Below are 17,366 nucleotides of genomic sequence, written 5' to 3'. Positions count from 1 at the left end.
CCAATATAGGTATTCGCAACGCCATTTACTACGGAACGCCGCAGAGGGAGGTCTCTGATCGCGGTTTGGACCAGTGCAGCTAAAGAAACGCCTGCCTCAAAAAAACTCCGGAAGCCGGCCAATGCGGCTAGCGGCGGCATCTTCCGTCAATGGTCTGTCTATGTGCAAAACCTTCGAAACATCGGGGGCTGCCATGGTGCGCACTAGGGCGCTGTAGTTCATTTGCAACGACATCTCGCTGCCGATGCGCAGGGGGCAATTGGTCGTCTCGACCACAATGTGATCGCTGGTCGCACCGGCAAAGGTAACAGCCGCTGGAAAGGTCAGCCCGGCAGGGTCGGTGTCTTGCAGCCCGATGGCCAGGATCGAGCGGGTTGTCCAATGATTGCCTGGCACCAGGCTCAGCGCCGAGAGGGCCGGGTCGGATAATTTCAGCGGTACCGGCTTTGATTTGATTTTTGTCTCGATCACCTCAGCCAGCATCGTGAAAGCATCTGTATGAAGCCCACTGATCGGGTGTCCCGAAACAGGGTCAGTGCCCAGCAGGATGGCCTCGCCTATGCGCAAATTGTTGATCCGGCCTGCGGGCGCGCCATCGAATGCCCACGGCAGGTTTGCGGAACTGCCCCCGGAAACCACTTCGGCGAAGGGTCCGCACACTTGCTCAATGTCATCAGCAAGGGATGAGAGTGCCGCCATCATCCCGGAGGTGGGGGCTGCATCACCCAGACAGGCGAAATTTGCGCCAATACCTTTGAGAAGCACACCCGGCGTTCTGGTGACGAGGAGGGCAGCATCCGTCAGATCCTCGGGCATGATGCCTTCCCGCCCATCCCCCATTTCCACCATCAGAATTATCTCGTGGCGCATGCCTCTGCGCAGGGCCGCAGCGGCAAGCTTCGCGATAACGCTGGTATCTGTATTGCAGCTTGCTTCACAAGTTTCGACGATTTGCCCGACTTGGCTCAGCATTGGGGTCCGGATCATCAGGATCGGACAGGTCAGCCCTGCTTTACGCATGCGTCTTACATTTGCAAGCCGCGCATCTGCCAATCCGATCGCGCCGCCTTCCAGCATCGCCCTTGCAACACCAGGGTGACCGCACACGCCTTTTGTGACCCCTGTCACGGAAATTCCGCGCGGTTTCAGACGCTCGACAAGACATCGCGTGTTGTCGCGGATCTTGTGCAGGTCAATTTTGATACGCGGTGCGGTCATAACGCTGCCGCAACAGGCATTGGCCGCAACCGGGGGTATGCGGACAGGACAATTTCGGCAAGATGCGCCGCGGGACGGCTGAGGGCGTCGCTCACGGGAAGGCCCAAGTTACCGGCATGTTCCTCGATTGCGGCAGTGAGCCCGGCGTCCGTCATCCCCTCGTGATTGAGTGCTACGCCGATCACCTTTGTGTTCGCGAAGGCTTCAATCAAAGCGATCTCGTCACCGGGATCAGGCATTGCCATGTCCGGAAAGTCGCAACGGTGGGGGCGCATGGGGGCGTGCTGCAGGATCACCGCGTCCGGCTGGCTGCCGCGCAGAATGAATGCAGACGTGCAGAATGCCGGATGGCTGAGTGCGCCCTGGCCTTCGATCAGAATGACATCTGGCTGTTCACCTTCAGATGCCGCGACAATGGCCCCTTCAAGTTCCCCGCAGCAGAATTGCGGCGGCACCGCATCCATTGCCACGCCGTATTTGGCCCCCTGCATCAGGCCGGTCTGGCCGGTGCCAACCAGGACAGTCTTGATCCCTTGCGCATTCAGTTCGCGGGCAAGAAGCGTTGCCGTCGTCCGCTTTCCAATCGCACAATCGGTTCCCAGCACAGCAATACGGATTGCCTTCACATTCGCGACACTGCCGTCAAACAGACGCATGTCCTTGCTGCTCCGCGGTTTGCGGATATCGCGAAGGGAGACGTTGCGCGATTTGGCAGCGAAGGCGATTTCCGGATCGTCACTGAGGTATTCGTGCAGCCCGCTGACAATGTTCATCCCTAAAGATACTGCATCCAGCACAACACGGCGGTCATCTGCCGACAATTTCCCGTCTGACGGAGCCATCCCATAGATCAGCGTGTCAGGAATGACGGCCTCGTGAGTAACCGCAGCTTCAAGATCGCCAAAGACTGGAATGTGGTTGAAGGCGCCGTCAAGGATCTGCCCGCTGTCACTCCCTGCGTGATGGCTGTCGACCACCGAGAGTATGCGATAGGCTTGTGAGTGCCGGACAAGCCCGTTTGCTGTCTTGCCGTCGACACGTGCGAAATTGCCTTCGCAGTACACGATTGCGGTGGGTGGGCGAGCGGTGGGGGGGCCGCCAGGTTTCTGAGAGCGTTCAGATGATCGTAGTTGCGGACCGCTGGCATCTTGCCATACCGGCCTTCCCGCGTTGACTGCGGTTTCCATGGAATCTCCTTCTGAGTGATCTACGCTCGGGGATTTGGGGTTCCTGACGCAGGTATTGATACTGCCAATCCGGCAGTTGGAGGCGCGGCGCCTAGTTGTTCAGAAGGCAGCGGCCTCTTTTACGCTGAAAATTCTTGTTGCACTCCCAACGGTTACCCGTCCTGGCGAGGTGAGCATTTTCGGGCAGATCAATCAGAAGACACCGCTCACCGGACACTGCGTAGCCGCGCTCGCACTTCCATTGCCGTCCATACGCTGATGCCGCCAGAAAGGCGTTCTCAGGCACTTCGATGGCTGCGCAGGTTTCGCCTTTGGCTTCAAATCCTCGATTGCAAATCCAGGCAGGCCCATGTGTGCCGTCAGTCAGAAAGGCGTCAGGCGGCAGCACAATCTTCTGGCAGGTATCGTCAATTTTCCTGTAGCCGCGCAGGCAGTTCCATCGTCTGCCTGAGGGGGCAAGATACCCGCCTTCGGGCACAAAGACCTTTGCACAGGACGACCCTCCAACCTCAATGAAACCGTGCATACACTCCCACCCTGAACCGTAGTTTCTATGCGTTGGGTAGGCATTCTGCGGCACCACTACAGCAATGCAGGTATCGTCGGCGGCACGGAAAGAGCGATCACATTCCCAGCCATCGCCGTAACTGCTCTCGTGTGCGTTCTCAGGCACTGAAGAAGCCGCCGCTTCCGGATATGCAGGCACTGTGAAGACTGCCAGCAGGCCGAACACCACAACGAGGCGCGTCATCAGGACTTGGGGATAGCTCAATACTCTGATCAGCCGGTCGAACATCTCTGTACCGGCGTGGAGAAGCGGCATTGGCGAAAAGAAACTACGATGCATCTAAATCCAGCCCGGCGAGACAAGCCTGTGCAAGGTCACGGTTCGGGCTCTCTGAGCCTGGAACCGTTGCCCAGCCCGTTGCGATAACGGCATCCCGTCGCTTGAACGACTTCGCCTCCTGGATTGACGCCAGCTTGGCGGTCCGTTCGGAATCTGTTTGAGCCATACTGATGCAAACTGGCACCAAGGCAGCAATCAGTTCGTCATGGGACCTGGAGTTAGCCATTGATTCCGCATGACCTCCTGTCATCCAGCCGCCCCAGGAAAAACCGGCGATAGTAATGGAGACAGCACCGATCAAGGCACCATAAACGCCGGGTCTCAGCCATTCGGGATAAGTCATTTCCGGTCCTCCTGCGGAGAAAGCGCCGCCTCGCTATGATTGCTGTTACGCGCCGGGCCCGCTGTCGCGGTTCAGCGCCGCTTCCAAGTCCTTCTGAGTGATCAGGCGCACTTCGGTCCGGCCCGCGCGGCCGCTCCTGCCGTGGACCATCAGATAGGTTGCCGTCCGTCGGTAGGCCTCGAAGCTGAGGCCCTGAAGAAGCTCTTCTTCAACGGCGACTTCATACTCCCCGGCAGGAAGTTCGTCCTGGTAACCCGCTAAAGTGAACGGGTTGGAAAACGTCACCATCGATCTGGACGACCGCATGTTCATCCTGGACTTCCTCGAATTATGTATGGCTTTTGTGATGCCTGCAGCCGCCGGCCAGGCGCGCTCGTCGGCGAGAACCCGGCAAGGCTGAGCGTTCTCGTTTACCTTACAGCATGAAGGAGGCGCGCGCGCTGATCGATGTTAGCCCCCGCTGTGCCTGCCCGGCTGGGGCGGAATTGCTGCCCCAGCAGTCATCGGCCGCAGGGGCAGGCACAGGCGGCTGCTGACTTGTATCAGGGGGGTGCCTCTTTCTCGGCTGCCCGGCATTGATCAATGCCAGAGGCTGAAAGCGAAAAGGCCGTCAGTATGCTCTCAGCGGACGTTCTCCGGCCTGCGGCGCATCCCTTGGTTAACCTGCGTTAGTGCGCCTTGGCCCGGACAGAGCTAGGGATTCCGGGCCGGCCGCATAATTGCCGGTGTGTTTTTTACGAGTACCCAAGAAGCGCGGAGGGTGTGCCGGTCCTCAATGGTTTTGCACGCAATTCGCGCTTCTTTTTTTCCTGGACGCCGAAGAAAGGACAACCGAATGACACCCGAAGCAAAAGAGATATCCGTAAAGCTGGCCTCAGTCAGGGCTGCCTGCGAGAGGGCCCCGGCCGGACCGCAGAAGGCCGCGGCCCTGAAGCACTACCGGCTGGCTGAACTGGCACAGAGTGAAGAGAACGATACCGAAATGTACAGGCAGCTCGACGCCGCAAAACAAGCGCTTGCGTGATCTCCCCGCCTGAACCGATCCCCCGGCTGTCCAACCATCACCGGAGGGCGGCCATTTCATTTCAGAAGCGGCCCAGTCTGGTCCAAATACGCGGGATCGAATTCTGCCAGTGCCACCAGACGATCAAGATCGCCGAATTTCACATGGCCGCCGCGGAAGGAGACGAGTCCGCTTTCCCGCAATTGCCGCAGAACACGATTCACATGAACCGCGCTCAATCCCAGCGCGTCGGCAAGGTGGTATTGTGTCAAGGGACAAGCATAACCCGCTTTGCTGCCTTGCCCGACAAGAGCCAGCCTGGCGCCAAGTTCCAGCAGAAAATGCGCCATTCGTGCGTCTGCATCCCGGCGTCCAAGACCAACCAGATGCTCCACTACCATGGCCTCGTCCCGCGAGGCTGCCCAAAGTATGGCCGCAGCTAGCCGCGGGGTCTTGGCAAAGGCCTCCAGCAGGTCATCTGCCAAGACTTCGGCGGCTTCGATCTCCACGATCGGTTCGATGCTATGATCCGACGTCCGCAAAAGAACGCTGCGCAACCCCAGGAAATCACCCGGTATCTGGAAGTCAACAATCTGGCGCGATCCCTCCTGCTGGATCTTGTAGGAGCAGGCCCAGCCGGAGGACAGAATGTAGGCAGCTTGTTCCGGCTGCCCCTGATGCACAAGGTCGCTCCCGGCAGCAAACGTTCTGCGGCGCTGGTGTAAACGCTCCAGCACGGCAAGCTCATCTTCTGACAACACGGCAAAAGCTGATAGTTTTCTTGTGAACGGGCTATTTTTGATGGCGTTCATGACCCCCTCGGACAGACGCGGCATTTCAGGACGTCCCCAGGACAGGGACTGCTCTCGATCAGTCCAGCACACTCCGCTTTCTGCAAAGATGCCCTTGATCACCAGTCTGCCACATTGGCTTGATATGCAATGCAAGAAAGGAAAATGCAGGATGCCTGAGTATTCCGACAATGCTGGAATGGCCGCCCTATCGATCTGCGAGGCGCTGCTGCTTGCCATGAATGACCTCCAAATGATGCCGGAGCATGAAATCGCCGGAATCCTCCGTGACGCTGCAGCCTCGCACGAAAACGCTGCCGGTACGGATGCGGAAGTCGCAACTCACAAGGCAGCAGCCGCTCTGATCAATCAGATTATCGCCAATGGAAACTCTGTCCGTCGGCCGTGATCCGCGGCTCCCGGCAAGCGGCGCGAAGGACTGCAATCGGGAAGCGATCAGTACTTTGCAAAGCCCGCTTCCTGCGCTTGCACTAAATCGCTCCGCGATAGGGGCTCTGCGTGGCAGGCGTTGGGCTGAAGCGGTATTTGTTTCGCGGTTTAGGAGGTCGGGTGTGTGCTGTTGGCCGAGGTGATTTTGCCTCGGTTGACAGAGGGTTTTCCCATGACCAATCAGCACCCTGCACCGGCGACACCCCTTCGGGCGCGCATGATCGCGGATATGTCCGCACGCAATCTCGGACCGGCGTCGCAGACCAGCCACCTGCGGGCCTGCAAACGGTTTGCCTCCTGGCTCGGGCGATCTCCGGAGACAGCCTCCCCGGATGACGTGAAGCATTTCCAGCTGCATCTGATCGAGAGCGGGATGAGTATCTGCACCCGCAACCAGACCATGACCGGGCTGAAGTTCCTGTTCCGGGTCACCCTGCGCCGGCATGACCTGGCGGCCGAAGTGTTCCACCTCAAAAAGCCCGTGAAGGTTCCCCTCGTGCTGAGCCGCAACGAGGTCAGGCGCATCCTCGCAATGGCCCCCTGCCTGAAGGCGCGCGTGATGCTGTCACTCGCCTATGGTTGCGGCCTGCGGGCAAGCGAGGTCGTCCGGCTGAAGGCCGGCGACATCGACGGGGAACAGAACATTATCCGCATCGTGCAGTCGAAGGGACGCAAGGACCGCAACGTGATGCTGCCCGTTGATATTCTGAGCCTGTTGCGGGCCTGGTGGACCGAACGCCCGACCGTCAACGACAGGGGTGTGTCCGGGCCTGATCGCGCGCTCTTTCCCGGCTATTGCGGGCGGCATCTTTCGGCCAGACAGATCTCGCGGCTGTTCAAGCAGGCAGTGCTGGCCGCCGGGATCACCAAGCCGGTCACTCTGCACACCTTGCGTCACAGCTTCGCGACGCATCTGCTGGAACGCGGCGTGGATATCCGGATCATTCAGGCGCTGCTCGGGCATGCCAAACTCACCACCACGGCGCACTATGCCAGCGTTGCCACCGGCATGATCTCGGCGGTGGAGAGCCCGCTGGACGGCCTGACCGCGGCGAAGCGCAGGAAAGGCGCCTCATAGACTGCGTTGTCCTGGCCGAAGCTGGAGGTTGCGGATATCTTCCGGCTCCATGGTTCTGCCTGGCGGGCGGCCAATGCAGGCCATATCAGCCTCGACCAGTTGAAAGTGATGAACGCCATCACGCGCTGCCGCACGGCAGCGCTCGGCGGCCATGCCGCGCGGTGTGAAGACTGCGGGCATGAACACATTGCCTACAACTCTTGCCGCAATCGCCATTGCCCCAAGTGCCAGGCGGGTGCGGCCAAGGCCTGGCTGGCGGCGCGCGAGGCGGAACTGCTGCCCGTGCGGTATTTCCACCTGGTCTTCACGCTGCCAAAACCGGTCGCCGACATCGCCCGCCATAATAAACGAGAGATCTACAATCTGCTGATGCGGGCGAGCGCGGACACGGTGATCCGGATCGCCGCCGATCCCAAGCACCTTGGCGCCCGGGCCGGCATCACATCCGTCCTGCACACATCGTGCCGGAGGCGCGTCTTCGACACGACGGGTTCGGCGATGACGCACCACCCGCATGTCCACATGATCGTGCCGGGCGGCGGCCTGTCTGCGGACGGTGCGCGGTGGATCGCCTGCCGCAGGAACTTCTTTCTCTCCGTCCGGGTGCTGTCCCGCCTCTACCGGCGCCTCGTTCTGGACGGGCTGGCCCGGCTGCACAAAGCCGGGAAGCTGCATTTCTTTGGCGACCAAGCCGGGCTTGCGGATCGCGCAGCCTTCGACGCGTTTCTGCAACCGCTGCGCAGGATCGATTGGGTTGTGTATGCCAAGGAGCCCTTCGCCGGACCCAGGGCCGTGCTGGCATACCTGTCGCGCTACACCCACCGTGTTGCGATCTCCAACAGCCGCCTGATCCGCATGAACGGCCGGAGCGTCACCTTCCGCGCCAAGGATTACCGCGTCAACGGTCCGGGGCGGCATACCACCATGACCCTCAAGACCGGCGAGTTCATCCGCCGCTTCCTGATCCATGTCCTGCCCAAGGGGCAGCATCGCATCCGCCACTACGGCTTCTTCGGGAATGGCAACCGTGCCGCCAATATCGCCAGGATCAGGGAACTGCTCAGGGTCGAAACATCTGATCAGGGTTACGCGCACAACGGCACGGCCGATGACGCCGATGCACTTGCCCGCATCCTCGCGCTGCCATGCCCCTGCTGCGGCGGGCACCTGATTATCGCCGAAACCATCGCGCCAGAACGACGCCCCAGGGCGCCGCCAGGAACAGCGAGGGCCGCCACATGACATGCACGCCAAGGACCGGAAGTCCAATCGCCGTTGCTCGCGATACCGCTTGCGGCCCATCCGGCATGCCTGCAGCCCGGATAGTAGTGGTGGTGAGGTTGCCGAGCCCCGCGAGACGCGGCGCATGCCCCTCAAAGCTCACAAAATCCGTGCCGAAGCTGCCTGCAACGAGCGCAGTTGGCCCAACCTGCAGAACAAGAACCAAGGCCATCAACCGCTTCAAATCCCCATAGAGCCAGCTGGTCTACCCAATTCCAACACCGCGATTTCCAGCTTGCGCGCTTCTCCGACGCCAGGCAATGCCGCGCATCATTCAAACGTCGCGCGTGGCGTCCGAGAAACCTGCAGCAAAGGTGCCGTTAGCTGTGTGCTATCATGGGTTTATATTATTGCGGAGAGGGCAGGTAGGATACGGCGGTTGCCTGCTCCCGCAACCAACACTAATTCCTCTGGAATATCAAAGACTTCCGACGTACCACCGGAGGCCTTCTTCGTGTTCGGGCCCTCCGCACCCGTGGCCAGCCGCAGCAGCCCGGCCAGATCGCCCTCCAGCGTCAGATCCAGGCCAGTGCCTTCCGCCGCGGGCGTCAGCACGATCCGCTCCACCAGCGCCCGCAGCGCCTCCTTGGCTTCTTCCATGCCTTCGGCGGTGCCAAGGCACCTGATCAGCCGCGACACCCGGGCCCGGTAGGCTTCGGCCATCGACGGGTGAAACACCACCGGGTCCGGGGCAGGGGTGTGCGCCAGCTCCCGTTCCAGCTGCTGGCGCCGCGTGCCGAGCTCGATCATCCGGTCTTTGACCTGCTCCGCGGGCACGCCCGCGATGATCGCATCCACCAGTTTCTGGTGATCCCGCTTGGCGCGGGCCAGTTGCTGCTCCTTCTCCTTGCGGTTCCCGGCGGCTGCCGCCTTCAGCCGGTTGCGCTCGGCTGTATATTCTTCGCAGAAGACCTGCACCGCGTCCGGATCCATCAGGTGGTTCGCCAGTGCATCCAGCACCCGGGCTTCCAGGTCGGCCTGCTTGATGGTGCGCTTGTTGCTGCAGACCGCGGCGCCCTTGTTCCGCGCCGGGGAGCAGCCGAAGCTGTCCTTGGAGATCTTGGCAAAGCCGCCGCCGCAGCAGCCGCAGGCCATCAGGCCGGAGAACAGGGTCTTCGGGCGGCGCCGGTCCCAGACCGGCTCACTTGTGCCCGCGGTCTTCAGGTCGCCTTGGCGGGCCCGGACCGCATCCCAAAGATCCTGATCGACGATCCGCAAATGCGGGACGTCGGTGATCGTCCACTCGCTTTCCGGGTTCAGCCGCGAGATGCGCTTGCCGGTTTGCGGATCCTTGACGTAGCGCAGCCGGTTCCAGATCTGCCTGCCGATGTAGAGCTCGTTGTTGAGGATGCCGGTGCCGCGCTGGCGGTTGCCGTGAATGGTGGAGGTGCCCCAGTGGCGGCCGGACGGGGCGGGGACACCTTCCTGGTTCAGCGCTTCGGCGATCTTCTTCGGGGACAGGCCGCGGGCATAGTCTTCGAAGATTCGGCGCACGGCGCCGGCCTCTTCCGGGTGGATCTCCCGCTCGCCGCGGATCACCTCGCCGCTGGCCGTGAGCTGCGGCTTCATGCGGTATCCGTAAGCTTTGCCGCCTGCGGACTTGCCCTCCAGTGCGCGCCCTTTGAGACCGCGGTGAGTCTTCATCGCGATATCCTTGAGCTGCAGCGCATTCATCGTGCCTTTGAGCCCGATATGAATCTCCGAAATCACACCCTCGGCCAGGGTCTCGATCGGGAGGCCGTTGAAACAGAATTCCTGGTAGATGTGGGCGATGTCGGCCTGGTTGCGGCTCAGCCGGTCGAGAGCTTCCGACACCAGCACATCGAATGTGCCGCCGCGCGCATCGCGCAGCAGCGCCTGCATGCCGCTGCGCATGAGGCTGGCGCCCGAGATGGCCCGGTCCGAGTAGGTAGAGACGACTTCAAGCCCCTGCGCCTTGGCGTATTCCGTGCAGCTGCGGATCTGGTCTTCTACGGAGGCGTCGCGCTGCAGGTCGCTGGAATACCGGGCGTAGATCGCGGCGCGGAGTTTGGGCTGGGACATCGGTGCCTCCGAGGATTGGTTCTAATCTGGTTCCTTGCCGTCCCGGTGGTCGGCGCGGGCTGCCTCGCGGGCCAGGGCGCGCATCAACGCGTGCAGTTGCGTTTGAGTGCAGATCGTATCGTCCGGGCGGACGGTGGTATTGTCGGCGGGCGCGTTCGATGCCCGCTGGCAATTGACATAGCTCTTCTGGTCCCGTGCCATGGGCCGAGGTCTCCCGCCGCTCCCGGACACAGGCCCGGGGCGGTCTTCTGATGCTGCTGATCTGGCCGGGATCTGTCCCGGCACCTGTTGGCTTCATCATATCGGGGGAGGGAGGACGGCGGGTCCCGTGAAAGAGTGCTGGGTGCCGCGGCTGGCCGGGTTTATGTGGATAACCCCGCTGGCGGGGCTCATGTCCGGCGCCGAGCGGGGGCGCCGGAGGTTTGCTTTTGGGACAGCGCCGGGCCGCAAACTATTACCGGCAGGGAGTTATCCGGAACCTGGGCTGAATGCAGTGGCTTCGTTTGAATTATCATCTCCGGTGACTTCCGGATCATCGTCCGGGCCGGGCTTGCGAGGCACGGCCTGCAGCCAAGACTTTACGGTGCTAGCGTCAAACTCCCGTTCCCGGGTCAGAACCGAGGCCATTTTCTGCAGCAGGTGCCTGTGTGGATACAGGAGGGCGCGGGCAAAGTCCTCGGCATGGTCAAGCCGCTCCTGCAGGCGTTTGCGCTCGCCTGCCGAAAGGCGGGCAAAGTCCGGCGTCCCGAGCCAGGCGTTTCCATGAACGCCAAGCCCGAGTTCATAATCCATCGCTAGGGCTAGCTGTGCGGCTTTCGCGAGGTCTGAATTTGCGCCTCCGCCCGCCCCTGCGGAGATCGTCCCGAACACAAGCCGTTCCGAAGCTCGGCCCGCCAGATGGATGGTCATCTGCCTGTCGAAATCCGCCTCCAGCCCGGCACCCGGCGGTGCGCTGCGCTCGGTCAATCCTCCGGTCGGGCAGAGGCAGACACGTTTGATCTCTTCACCGTAGAGCCACGCGGAGATAACGTGCCCGCATTCATGCACGGCAATGCGCTCATCCAACTGCTTTCGGTATCCTAGTTCCTTGCCGAGGACCTGCTCAAGAAATCTTGGGTCAAAGCTGCGCCCCTGGCGCCGCGCCTTAGCGCGGGCGTCGCGGATTTTTGCATCGATCACGGCGGGGGTCTGTCCGGTCAGGTTCCGGGACAGCGGAACCAGATATTCCCCGGTGTCCGGGAAAGCTTGCTCAAGCATGACCAGGATCTGCTGCCGGGTTGGAAGCGGCATCTCGTGTTGCAGGTCGAAACGGCCTGGGCGGAGGATGGCCGGGTCGATCTTTCCGGGAAAATTGGTGGCGCCGATCAGCAGAATGCCTTCTTCCTGATGCAGCAGATCGATCTGGCGCAGGAACTCGTTGATCACCTGTTGGCGATAGGCTTGATTGCGGTCGCTGGTGTCGGCGCGAGACCCGCAACTGTCGATCTCATCGATGAACAATACGCAGGGCTTCCGGGATTTGGCATCCTCGAAACAGGCCAGCATAGCGGCCAGCATATCGCCCAAGTGACCCCGGGCCTGCCAGGCTCCGAAGGATCCTTGGATCAGGGGAACCCCGGCCGAGGCAGCAATCGCCTTTGCAAGCACGGTTTTTCCGGTGCCGGGTTCGCCGTAGATCAGCAGCGAGCGGGACATGTCGCTCCACTCGATCTCACCGCACTGCCAGCTGCGCAGATCGGCAACCAAATCTGCCGCCGCATTGTGCGCGGGAGAGGTGCCGTTGATGCCCTCCAGGGACAACCCGTGGACCCCGCCAGCGTGCTGCCGGGTCCGGGAAACCGCCGCAGCCAGGCGCTCTGCCGCGCTGCGGGCATCCGGAGCGCGGAGCGCCAGAAGGATATCCGGATCTCCAAGCAGGGACAGGGCCCCGTCGTCCGGGATGAGTGGTTCCACGGTCTCGCGGTCGATTTTGCCGGTCGCGCTGTGACTGTGCTCCAGCTGCGCCATGACGATGTCGCGGCTTAGCGGCTCCAACTTAATGGGGTCGGGCAGGACCGTATTGAGGCTGTCCGGGATGCTTTCGCCGTCCGGAAGCAGAACCAGCAGCGGGCTGGGCTGCTGCAGCGCTTCGCACAGGTTGCGCTCCAGGCGGTAGAGATCGCCGGTCCGGGAAGACCCGGTTGATGTGGTGATTTGAAGTACCCGGAGTGTCTGCTCGTGGTGCCGTTCGTCGCCCCGCGTTGTGACCTTCCACTCTTCGGGCAGAATACCGCAGCGGCAGGCTGCCAGGATTTGATCGGCGTCCGCGGTGCGGAACCCGGAGAGCACGGTCACGGCACCCGGAGCGAGCAGGGTCTCCGTGACGTTCCGGGATGAGATGAAGGTGACCGCGAGCCGAAGCGCGATCAGGCTTTGACTTACGGGCAGGACGGTTGCCGGACGGCTGCGTCCCTGATCATCCAGCGCCCAGCCGTCGATGCCACTTTCCCGTAATTTGTCTAGCTCCTCGCTGGCCCGGTGCTGCATTCCGGGCAGGTCGTTGAGCGCGTCTAGGAGATTGGATTTGGGGGGCTCCGGGGTGGCAGCGCCGCGTTTGTCTGCCGCGCTGATTTGCTCCGAGATCATCCGGCGCAGGACCTGTTTGGCGAAGGGAATCCAGGCGGGACGTGAGGGGTGAGATGAGAACTGTGGCATCGGTTGTCTCCGAAGAAAATGCAGACAAAGGGGCACCGCCCACCCGGCCTCCGGGTTGGCTGGGGCGGCGCTGAGAGGGCGGATGAAGGAGCGTCAGGCGGTGCTGTCAGTATCGTTCTCGTCCAGCATCCGGACGATCTCCCGGGTCACCTCCGCGAAATAGATCTCGCTTCGGACATTGAGGGATCCGGCATAAAGAACGGGTGGAGCAATACTGTCCGGAAAGGCGGTCTTAAGACGCGCGTGCAGCCGTTTCTCAGTCTGCAGGGCACGTTGCCCGGTCTCCATGGGGACGGTCTTCAGGATCTGTGCTACCACGCTGCAGTGCTTCAGCAGCTGGTGGCGCAGCCTGGAATCCGGGTTCCGGGAAAACCCCAGCTTCACCAGCTGCGCGCCATTCGGAAGCTTGAACTGCATGGCGTAGAGATGGCTTGGTGCCGCGGGCCAGTTCTCGCCGCACCCGCCACAGTCAAACCGTCCGGTTTGCATATTGGCACGGGCCACCCTTTGGGAGTGCCCGCATTCCAGATGACGGTACAGACGATAGTTCGGGTCCCCGTCCGGGCCGGGGCCGATCAGCTCCCAGCCCTGAGCGGCGGCTTCCTCTTGTTCCTTCCGGGAATGGCAGAGTTCGCAGCGCAAGTCGCAGATCCCTTCGGCCGCTCTCTTGACCAGTTCGAACTGCCGCCGCAGGCGGTGGCCGCAGGCTGCAATGTAGAAACCATGGTGACGGCTCTCGGGATCGCGGCCGGCCCATTGCAGCCCGGCGGCCTTGGCGTCAGCTTGCCAGCGGTGCTCGATGCAGTGCGGGCAGAGGGGCTGGTTGTTCATCAGTACAAAGAGTTTGCTTACGTGCGTTGCGCCGCACGCCCGGCACGCCAGCAGCAGGTGGTAACGGTCGCGGATGCGCTTCAGAATGTCGAAGCCTTTGCTCGCGGCGGTCTCGCGCCAATGGGCGTGGATCGTGAGCGGAAACGTCGGATATGCGGATTGGGTCATGAAAAGCTCCAGTCAGGCAAAGGGATAGGGGACGGCGGGCGCGCGGTGCGCCTGCCGGGGTAAATTCGGAAAAGGACAGGACATGGCCGGACGCAGGCGGGGAGATCCGTGGCGGGTGCCAAGTCAAGTTTTGTCAGTAGGAAAAGGAAGGGGCGGAATCAGACCGGCGCGAAGCCCAGCGCTGTCACTGCCATTTCCACGATGGCATCGACTTGCCGGGCTGCGCGGTTCAGCGCCTGAATCACCCCGGGATCCGCGGTGGTGAAAAGGTCCCGGTGCGCGTGCATCAGCTGATGGAAATGCAGCGCCTCGTCCGGGCTTGTGGCTTCAATGAGGAAGTGCATCAGCATGGCCATGCGCTGCAAGGGCTGGTCTGATGCGGAGGCCGGAGCCGCTGCAAGAATGTCACCGGCCAGGCGCAGGCAGTCTTGCCAGCAGCTCTCGGCTTCTTCCGCAAAGCCCAACATGGCCGGGTCCCAGCTCATCGCATGCGACAGGTCGCGCTCCATCTCGACAGCGGACTCCACCGCGTCGATCAGCGCGGCGAACGTCCAAAAAATCGGGGTGGGTGCCTGGTCAGCAACCGGGGCGTTCAATGCAGGATGCAGGTCTTTCGCCGCGCTCACGCGCGTGGTAACTCGTGCTGTAGTCATTCTGATCTCCTCGCAGATCGGATTGATGAGGGTGGGGGAAGAGGTTCCAGCTCTTGCCTCGCCCGCACAATATGCGATAATGCCATTATGATGTCAACATCAAAATGGTAATATTGAAATGGCCCCTCCCAAGAAAGATACAGCAGCTCTGACGCTTAGACTGCCGCGAGAACTCATCGATGCGATCGACGAAAGGCGGCGGCTCGAGCCTGACGTTCCGACACGCCCAGAAATGATCAGGCGCGCATTGATAGACTGGCTGGACAAGACAAGCTGATCGCCAGCGAGCATTGGAACCGAAGACCTTCCGCCTATCCAGATTATCGAAAAACAATTAGGCATCCTTGGCCCCCGGCGGGGCGGGTCCAGAACTCCTGTGATGGCAATGTAACCGGGGCGTCAGGGCCAAGCCGGGTGTAGTTTGGCGCCGAAGTGTAGGCAGTTCGAAGCCCAATAGAGACAACCAAAAGCAAACCCAATGCAAGGCCGGGAACCGGCCGCGCAAGCACCCGCAGGGCTGCTGGAGCGCCTCCCCGGCGTAAGGGGCAGACGAGGTAGCTTCAGCTACCTATAGTCTGTCCCTATGGGGAGCATTTGCGCGCGTGCGGCGCATCATCCTGTGCTGCCCCAAGTCACAGAAAAACAATATGGCAACAGAAACCCAATAATTTACAGGGTGTTATCGGTCGGATCCGCTTTTGCGTTTTCGCCGAGGTCGCGTACTCAATGAAAAAAGGAGTACCGCGAAATGGCATACCAATTCGTCCATATCGAAACTTATTCTCGCAAGCCGAAGAAGTTGAAGGGAACCAAAGATCAGTGGAACTGTGCGCGTCAGGTGTTTGAGGAAGCGCAGCGCAACCCAGACTTCTCCATGCATGTCGAAAACCCGCGCGCGCCACTGCCGGTTCTGAGCCGAGGGGCGATGGCCGTCAGTGATCTTCAGGCGCTGCACGATCGGCGATGCAGCGAAATCCGGGAAACCGTGACCGCGAAATCCGGAAAAACTTACAGCCGCAGCCTGCGGTCCGATGCGCCGACATTGTACACTGAGATCCATTCACACCCCATGGCGTCCAAGGATTTCCTGGCGGATCGGGCAAGGCACCAGAAGGAGATCGCCCGGTGGGCGGACTTGGCTGTGCGGGATTTCCGGAAGCGGATGCCGGAAGGCGTCGCCTTCGCTGGGGTCATTCACCTGGATGAGGCGCATGTTCACATGCACATCCTCGCACTGAATGCGGGCGATCCGCGGTTGGATGCGAACAAGCTGCACGTGGGTAAAGCGGCGGCTGCGGAATACCGGGCCGCGCATGACAAGCCGCAGACGCTTTCGTCATTGCCGAAACCGGAATTGCTGCCGAAACCCAAGAAGCCAAAAAAGCCGCGCCTAAGCAAGAACCGGGTCACCCAGAAAAAGAATATGGCAAAACACGAAAGGGCATTGGCCGAATGGAGGGCCGCTTGCGCCGGGGTCGAGGCCGCCAATGCCAGAAAGCTCGAAGAATGGTCGGTAGAGAACGGGCGCCATCTGCATGCCGCCCGGAAGAAAAGATCTGGGAATAACCCGGAGAAGGCTGCTTTCACGGCGGCGATGAAAGCTTTCCAGGACTGCTACTACGAAGCGGTCGGCCGGCCTTGCGGGCTTCTTCGCAAAGGGCCTGGCCACGAGCGCCTGACCACCAGGCAGTACGCCGCGCGCAAGACCGGTGCCAAAGCCCGCGCGGAAGAGCAGCTGGCGAACCTTCGGTTCGAGACCCAGCTAGAGGAAAGGGAGCAGGCGCTGGAAGCGCAGGCACGCCGCGTCGCGGCGGAAGAAAATTCTTTGAAGAAGAAGGAGGCAGAGGTCACGGCCAGAGAAGAAATGGTCTCGAGAAGGGAAAGGGAGGTTGAGGCGAGGGAAGGGTCCTTGAAAGAAAAGGCCGAACGGGCTGCGCAGCAGGAAGAAAAACTGGCCGAACGGGAAGCAGCACTTTGTGCCCGGGAAGAGGAAGCTGCGGTTGCTTGGGCACAGGCTAAGGCACTAAATTTGGGATTGGAATTGATCCGCAGAGACCAGCTGCGATGGGTGCCCATTAAAAAAGGCGGTGGGGGCAAGCTGGTGCATGGACCGCGCGATGCTGCGGAACGTCCGCTGCCCCTGGAGATGCATACTAGGCTTGAACCAGCCATGTCGCTGCTCGAAATCCTTCTGAAGATCATCGCAGAGATCATTGAGGACGCATTGCACGAGCGCCGAATGGAAATTGCCCGGGACGCTGAGGCGGTCGCGGTATGCCGTAGGCAGCTGGATTTACCGGAGGATCCTGTCATTTCCGGGATCTTGCAACGCGGCACCCAAGACCAGAGATTTGATTTTTGACATCGGCGAAAGGTCTGCTGGGAATTCTCAGCCTGGAGGTTATGGCAGTAGGGGGAGTCGCTGCGCTTATGTTGGACGGCAGGAACGCGCAGAAAAGCGACCTTTGCAAACTCAAGGTTCAAACGGCGGCAAAGCGGACTTTACCGCCGTGGCTCTTGCGGGATCTTGCTGGCGCAGCATCTCCTCGCAGGTGCGGCACACTCATTGTTGCGATGCAGCGGATGTCACCGAAGAGGTCATTCAAAGGTGCCAGTTTTGCCTGGACCGCAACCGTGCTTTCGCCGCAGATTGATCCGACAACTCAGACGCGGAACCAAGCAGCCATTTGCTGCGCGTGCAACCTGTACTAATTAGGAAACTCGCTTCGCGCGTTACCTTTTGAGACATCGGCATTCCCCCGATGCCATGCTAAGGCCC

Annotated in this window: 17 protein-coding genes; 6 read left to right on the top strand and 11 right to left on the bottom strand. The window is 61.2% G+C overall.

Annotated elements, in window-relative coordinates; genetic code table 11:
- Positions 1-96: 96 nt before the first annotated feature.
- From ACOHX0_RS13740 to ACOHX0_RS13720, 5 genes are all read right to left on the bottom strand, one after another.
- Positions 97-1,218: an alanine/ornithine racemase family PLP-dependent enzyme gene (locus tag ACOHX0_RS13740; RefSeq protein ID WP_420677452.1), complete on the bottom strand. Its 1,122-nt coding sequence runs from the start codon at positions 1,216-1,218 to the stop codon at positions 97-99.
- Entirely contained in the window at positions 1,215-2,405 is a 1,191-nt protein-coding gene (locus ACOHX0_RS13735) for an N-acetyltransferase DgcN family protein (protein ID WP_420677451.1), read from the bottom strand. Before ACOHX0_RS13735 ends, ACOHX0_RS13740 begins: the two co-directional genes overlap by 4 nt.
- Positions 2,406-2,496: 91 nt before the next feature.
- Complete coding sequence (locus ACOHX0_RS13730) at positions 2,497-3,252, bottom strand: hypothetical protein (protein WP_420677450.1); 756 nt, start codon at positions 3,250-3,252, stop codon at positions 2,497-2,499.
- Positions 3,242-3,595: a hypothetical protein gene (locus tag ACOHX0_RS13725; RefSeq protein WP_420677449.1), complete on the bottom strand. Its 354-nt coding sequence runs from the start codon at positions 3,593-3,595 to the stop codon at positions 3,242-3,244. Before ACOHX0_RS13725 ends, ACOHX0_RS13730 begins: the two co-directional genes overlap by 11 nt.
- 45 nt (positions 3,596-3,640) lie before the next feature.
- Positions 3,641-3,907 carry a hypothetical protein gene (locus ACOHX0_RS13720; RefSeq protein WP_420677448.1) on the bottom strand — a complete coding sequence of 89 codons (267 nt, stop codon included), beginning with the start codon at positions 3,905-3,907 and terminating at the stop codon, positions 3,641-3,643.
- A 523-nt stretch (positions 3,908-4,430) separates the two neighbouring features.
- Between ACOHX0_RS13720 and ACOHX0_RS13715 the strand changes: the two genes are divergently transcribed.
- Positions 4,431-4,619, top strand: a complete 189-nt coding sequence (locus tag ACOHX0_RS13715; RefSeq protein ID WP_420677447.1) for a hypothetical protein — start codon at positions 4,431-4,433, stop codon at positions 4,617-4,619.
- 56 nt (positions 4,620-4,675) lie between these two features.
- On the opposite strand, the gene ACOHX0_RS13710 is transcribed toward ACOHX0_RS13715, so the two are convergent.
- Positions 4,676-5,410 carry a Crp/Fnr family transcriptional regulator gene (locus ACOHX0_RS13710; RefSeq protein ID WP_420677492.1) on the bottom strand — a complete coding sequence of 245 codons (735 nt, stop codon included), beginning with the start codon at positions 5,408-5,410 and terminating at the stop codon, positions 4,676-4,678.
- Between the two features lie 151 nt (positions 5,411-5,561).
- On the opposite strand from ACOHX0_RS13710, the gene ACOHX0_RS13705 reads away from it, so the two are divergent.
- The 3 genes from ACOHX0_RS13705 to ACOHX0_RS13695 all read left to right on the top strand — a co-directional run bounded on the left by ACOHX0_RS13705 (position 5,562) and on the right by ACOHX0_RS13695 (position 8,159).
- On the top strand, positions 5,562-5,798 hold the full coding sequence (locus ACOHX0_RS13705; RefSeq protein ID WP_420677446.1) for a hypothetical protein: 237 nt from the start codon (positions 5,562-5,564) through the stop codon (positions 5,796-5,798).
- Positions 5,799-6,011: 213 nt separating this feature from the next.
- Entirely contained in the window at positions 6,012-6,917 is a 906-nt protein-coding gene (locus tag ACOHX0_RS13700) for a tyrosine-type recombinase/integrase (RefSeq protein WP_420677445.1), read from the top strand.
- 6 nt (positions 6,918-6,923) lie between these two features.
- Complete coding sequence (locus ACOHX0_RS13695) at positions 6,924-8,159, top strand: IS91 family transposase (protein ID WP_420677444.1); 1,236 nt, start codon at positions 6,924-6,926, stop codon at positions 8,157-8,159.
- A 381-nt stretch (positions 8,160-8,540) separates the two neighbouring features.
- On the opposite strand, the gene ACOHX0_RS13690 is transcribed toward ACOHX0_RS13695, so the two are convergent.
- From ACOHX0_RS13690 to ACOHX0_RS13670, 5 genes are all read right to left on the bottom strand, one after another.
- On the bottom strand, positions 8,541-10,241 hold the full coding sequence (locus ACOHX0_RS13690) for a recombinase family protein (RefSeq protein WP_420677443.1): 1,701 nt from the start codon (positions 10,239-10,241) through the stop codon (positions 8,541-8,543).
- Positions 10,242-10,262: 21 nt separating this feature from the next.
- On the bottom strand, positions 10,263-10,442 hold the full coding sequence (locus ACOHX0_RS13685) for a hypothetical protein (RefSeq protein ID WP_420677442.1): 180 nt from the start codon (positions 10,440-10,442) through the stop codon (positions 10,263-10,265).
- Positions 10,443-10,709: 267 nt separating this feature from the next.
- Positions 10,710-12,935, bottom strand: coding sequence for an AAA family ATPase (locus ACOHX0_RS13680; protein ID WP_420677441.1), 2,226 nt, complete (start codon positions 12,933-12,935; stop codon positions 10,710-10,712).
- Between the two features lie 93 nt (positions 12,936-13,028).
- Positions 13,029-13,934: a GIY-YIG nuclease family protein gene (locus ACOHX0_RS13675; protein ID WP_420677439.1), complete on the bottom strand. Its 906-nt coding sequence runs from the start codon at positions 13,932-13,934 to the stop codon at positions 13,029-13,031.
- Positions 13,935-14,092: 158 nt separating this feature from the next.
- Positions 14,093-14,587, bottom strand: coding sequence for a hypothetical protein (locus ACOHX0_RS13670; protein ID WP_420677437.1), 495 nt, complete (start codon positions 14,585-14,587; stop codon positions 14,093-14,095).
- Positions 14,588-14,705: 118 nt separating this feature from the next.
- Between ACOHX0_RS13670 and ACOHX0_RS13665 the strand changes: the two genes are divergently transcribed.
- Both ACOHX0_RS13665 and ACOHX0_RS13660 read left to right on the top strand, forming a co-directional pair.
- Entirely contained in the window at positions 14,706-14,864 is a 159-nt protein-coding gene (locus ACOHX0_RS13665; RefSeq protein WP_420677436.1) for a ribbon-helix-helix domain-containing protein, read from the top strand.
- 471 nt (positions 14,865-15,335) lie between these two features.
- On the top strand, positions 15,336-16,949 hold the full coding sequence (locus tag ACOHX0_RS13660) for a plasmid recombination protein (RefSeq protein ID WP_420677435.1): 1,614 nt from the start codon (positions 15,336-15,338) through the stop codon (positions 16,947-16,949).
- Positions 16,950-17,366 lie beyond the last annotated feature (417 nt).

The organism is Cribrihabitans pelagius, from assembly GCF_048820915.1.
GTDB lineage: Bacteria > Pseudomonadota > Alphaproteobacteria > Rhodobacterales > Rhodobacteraceae > Cribrihabitans_A > Cribrihabitans_A pelagius.
Note: the sequence above shows the minus strand (reverse complement) of the source record. Positions and strands in the feature narration are given on the sequence as shown.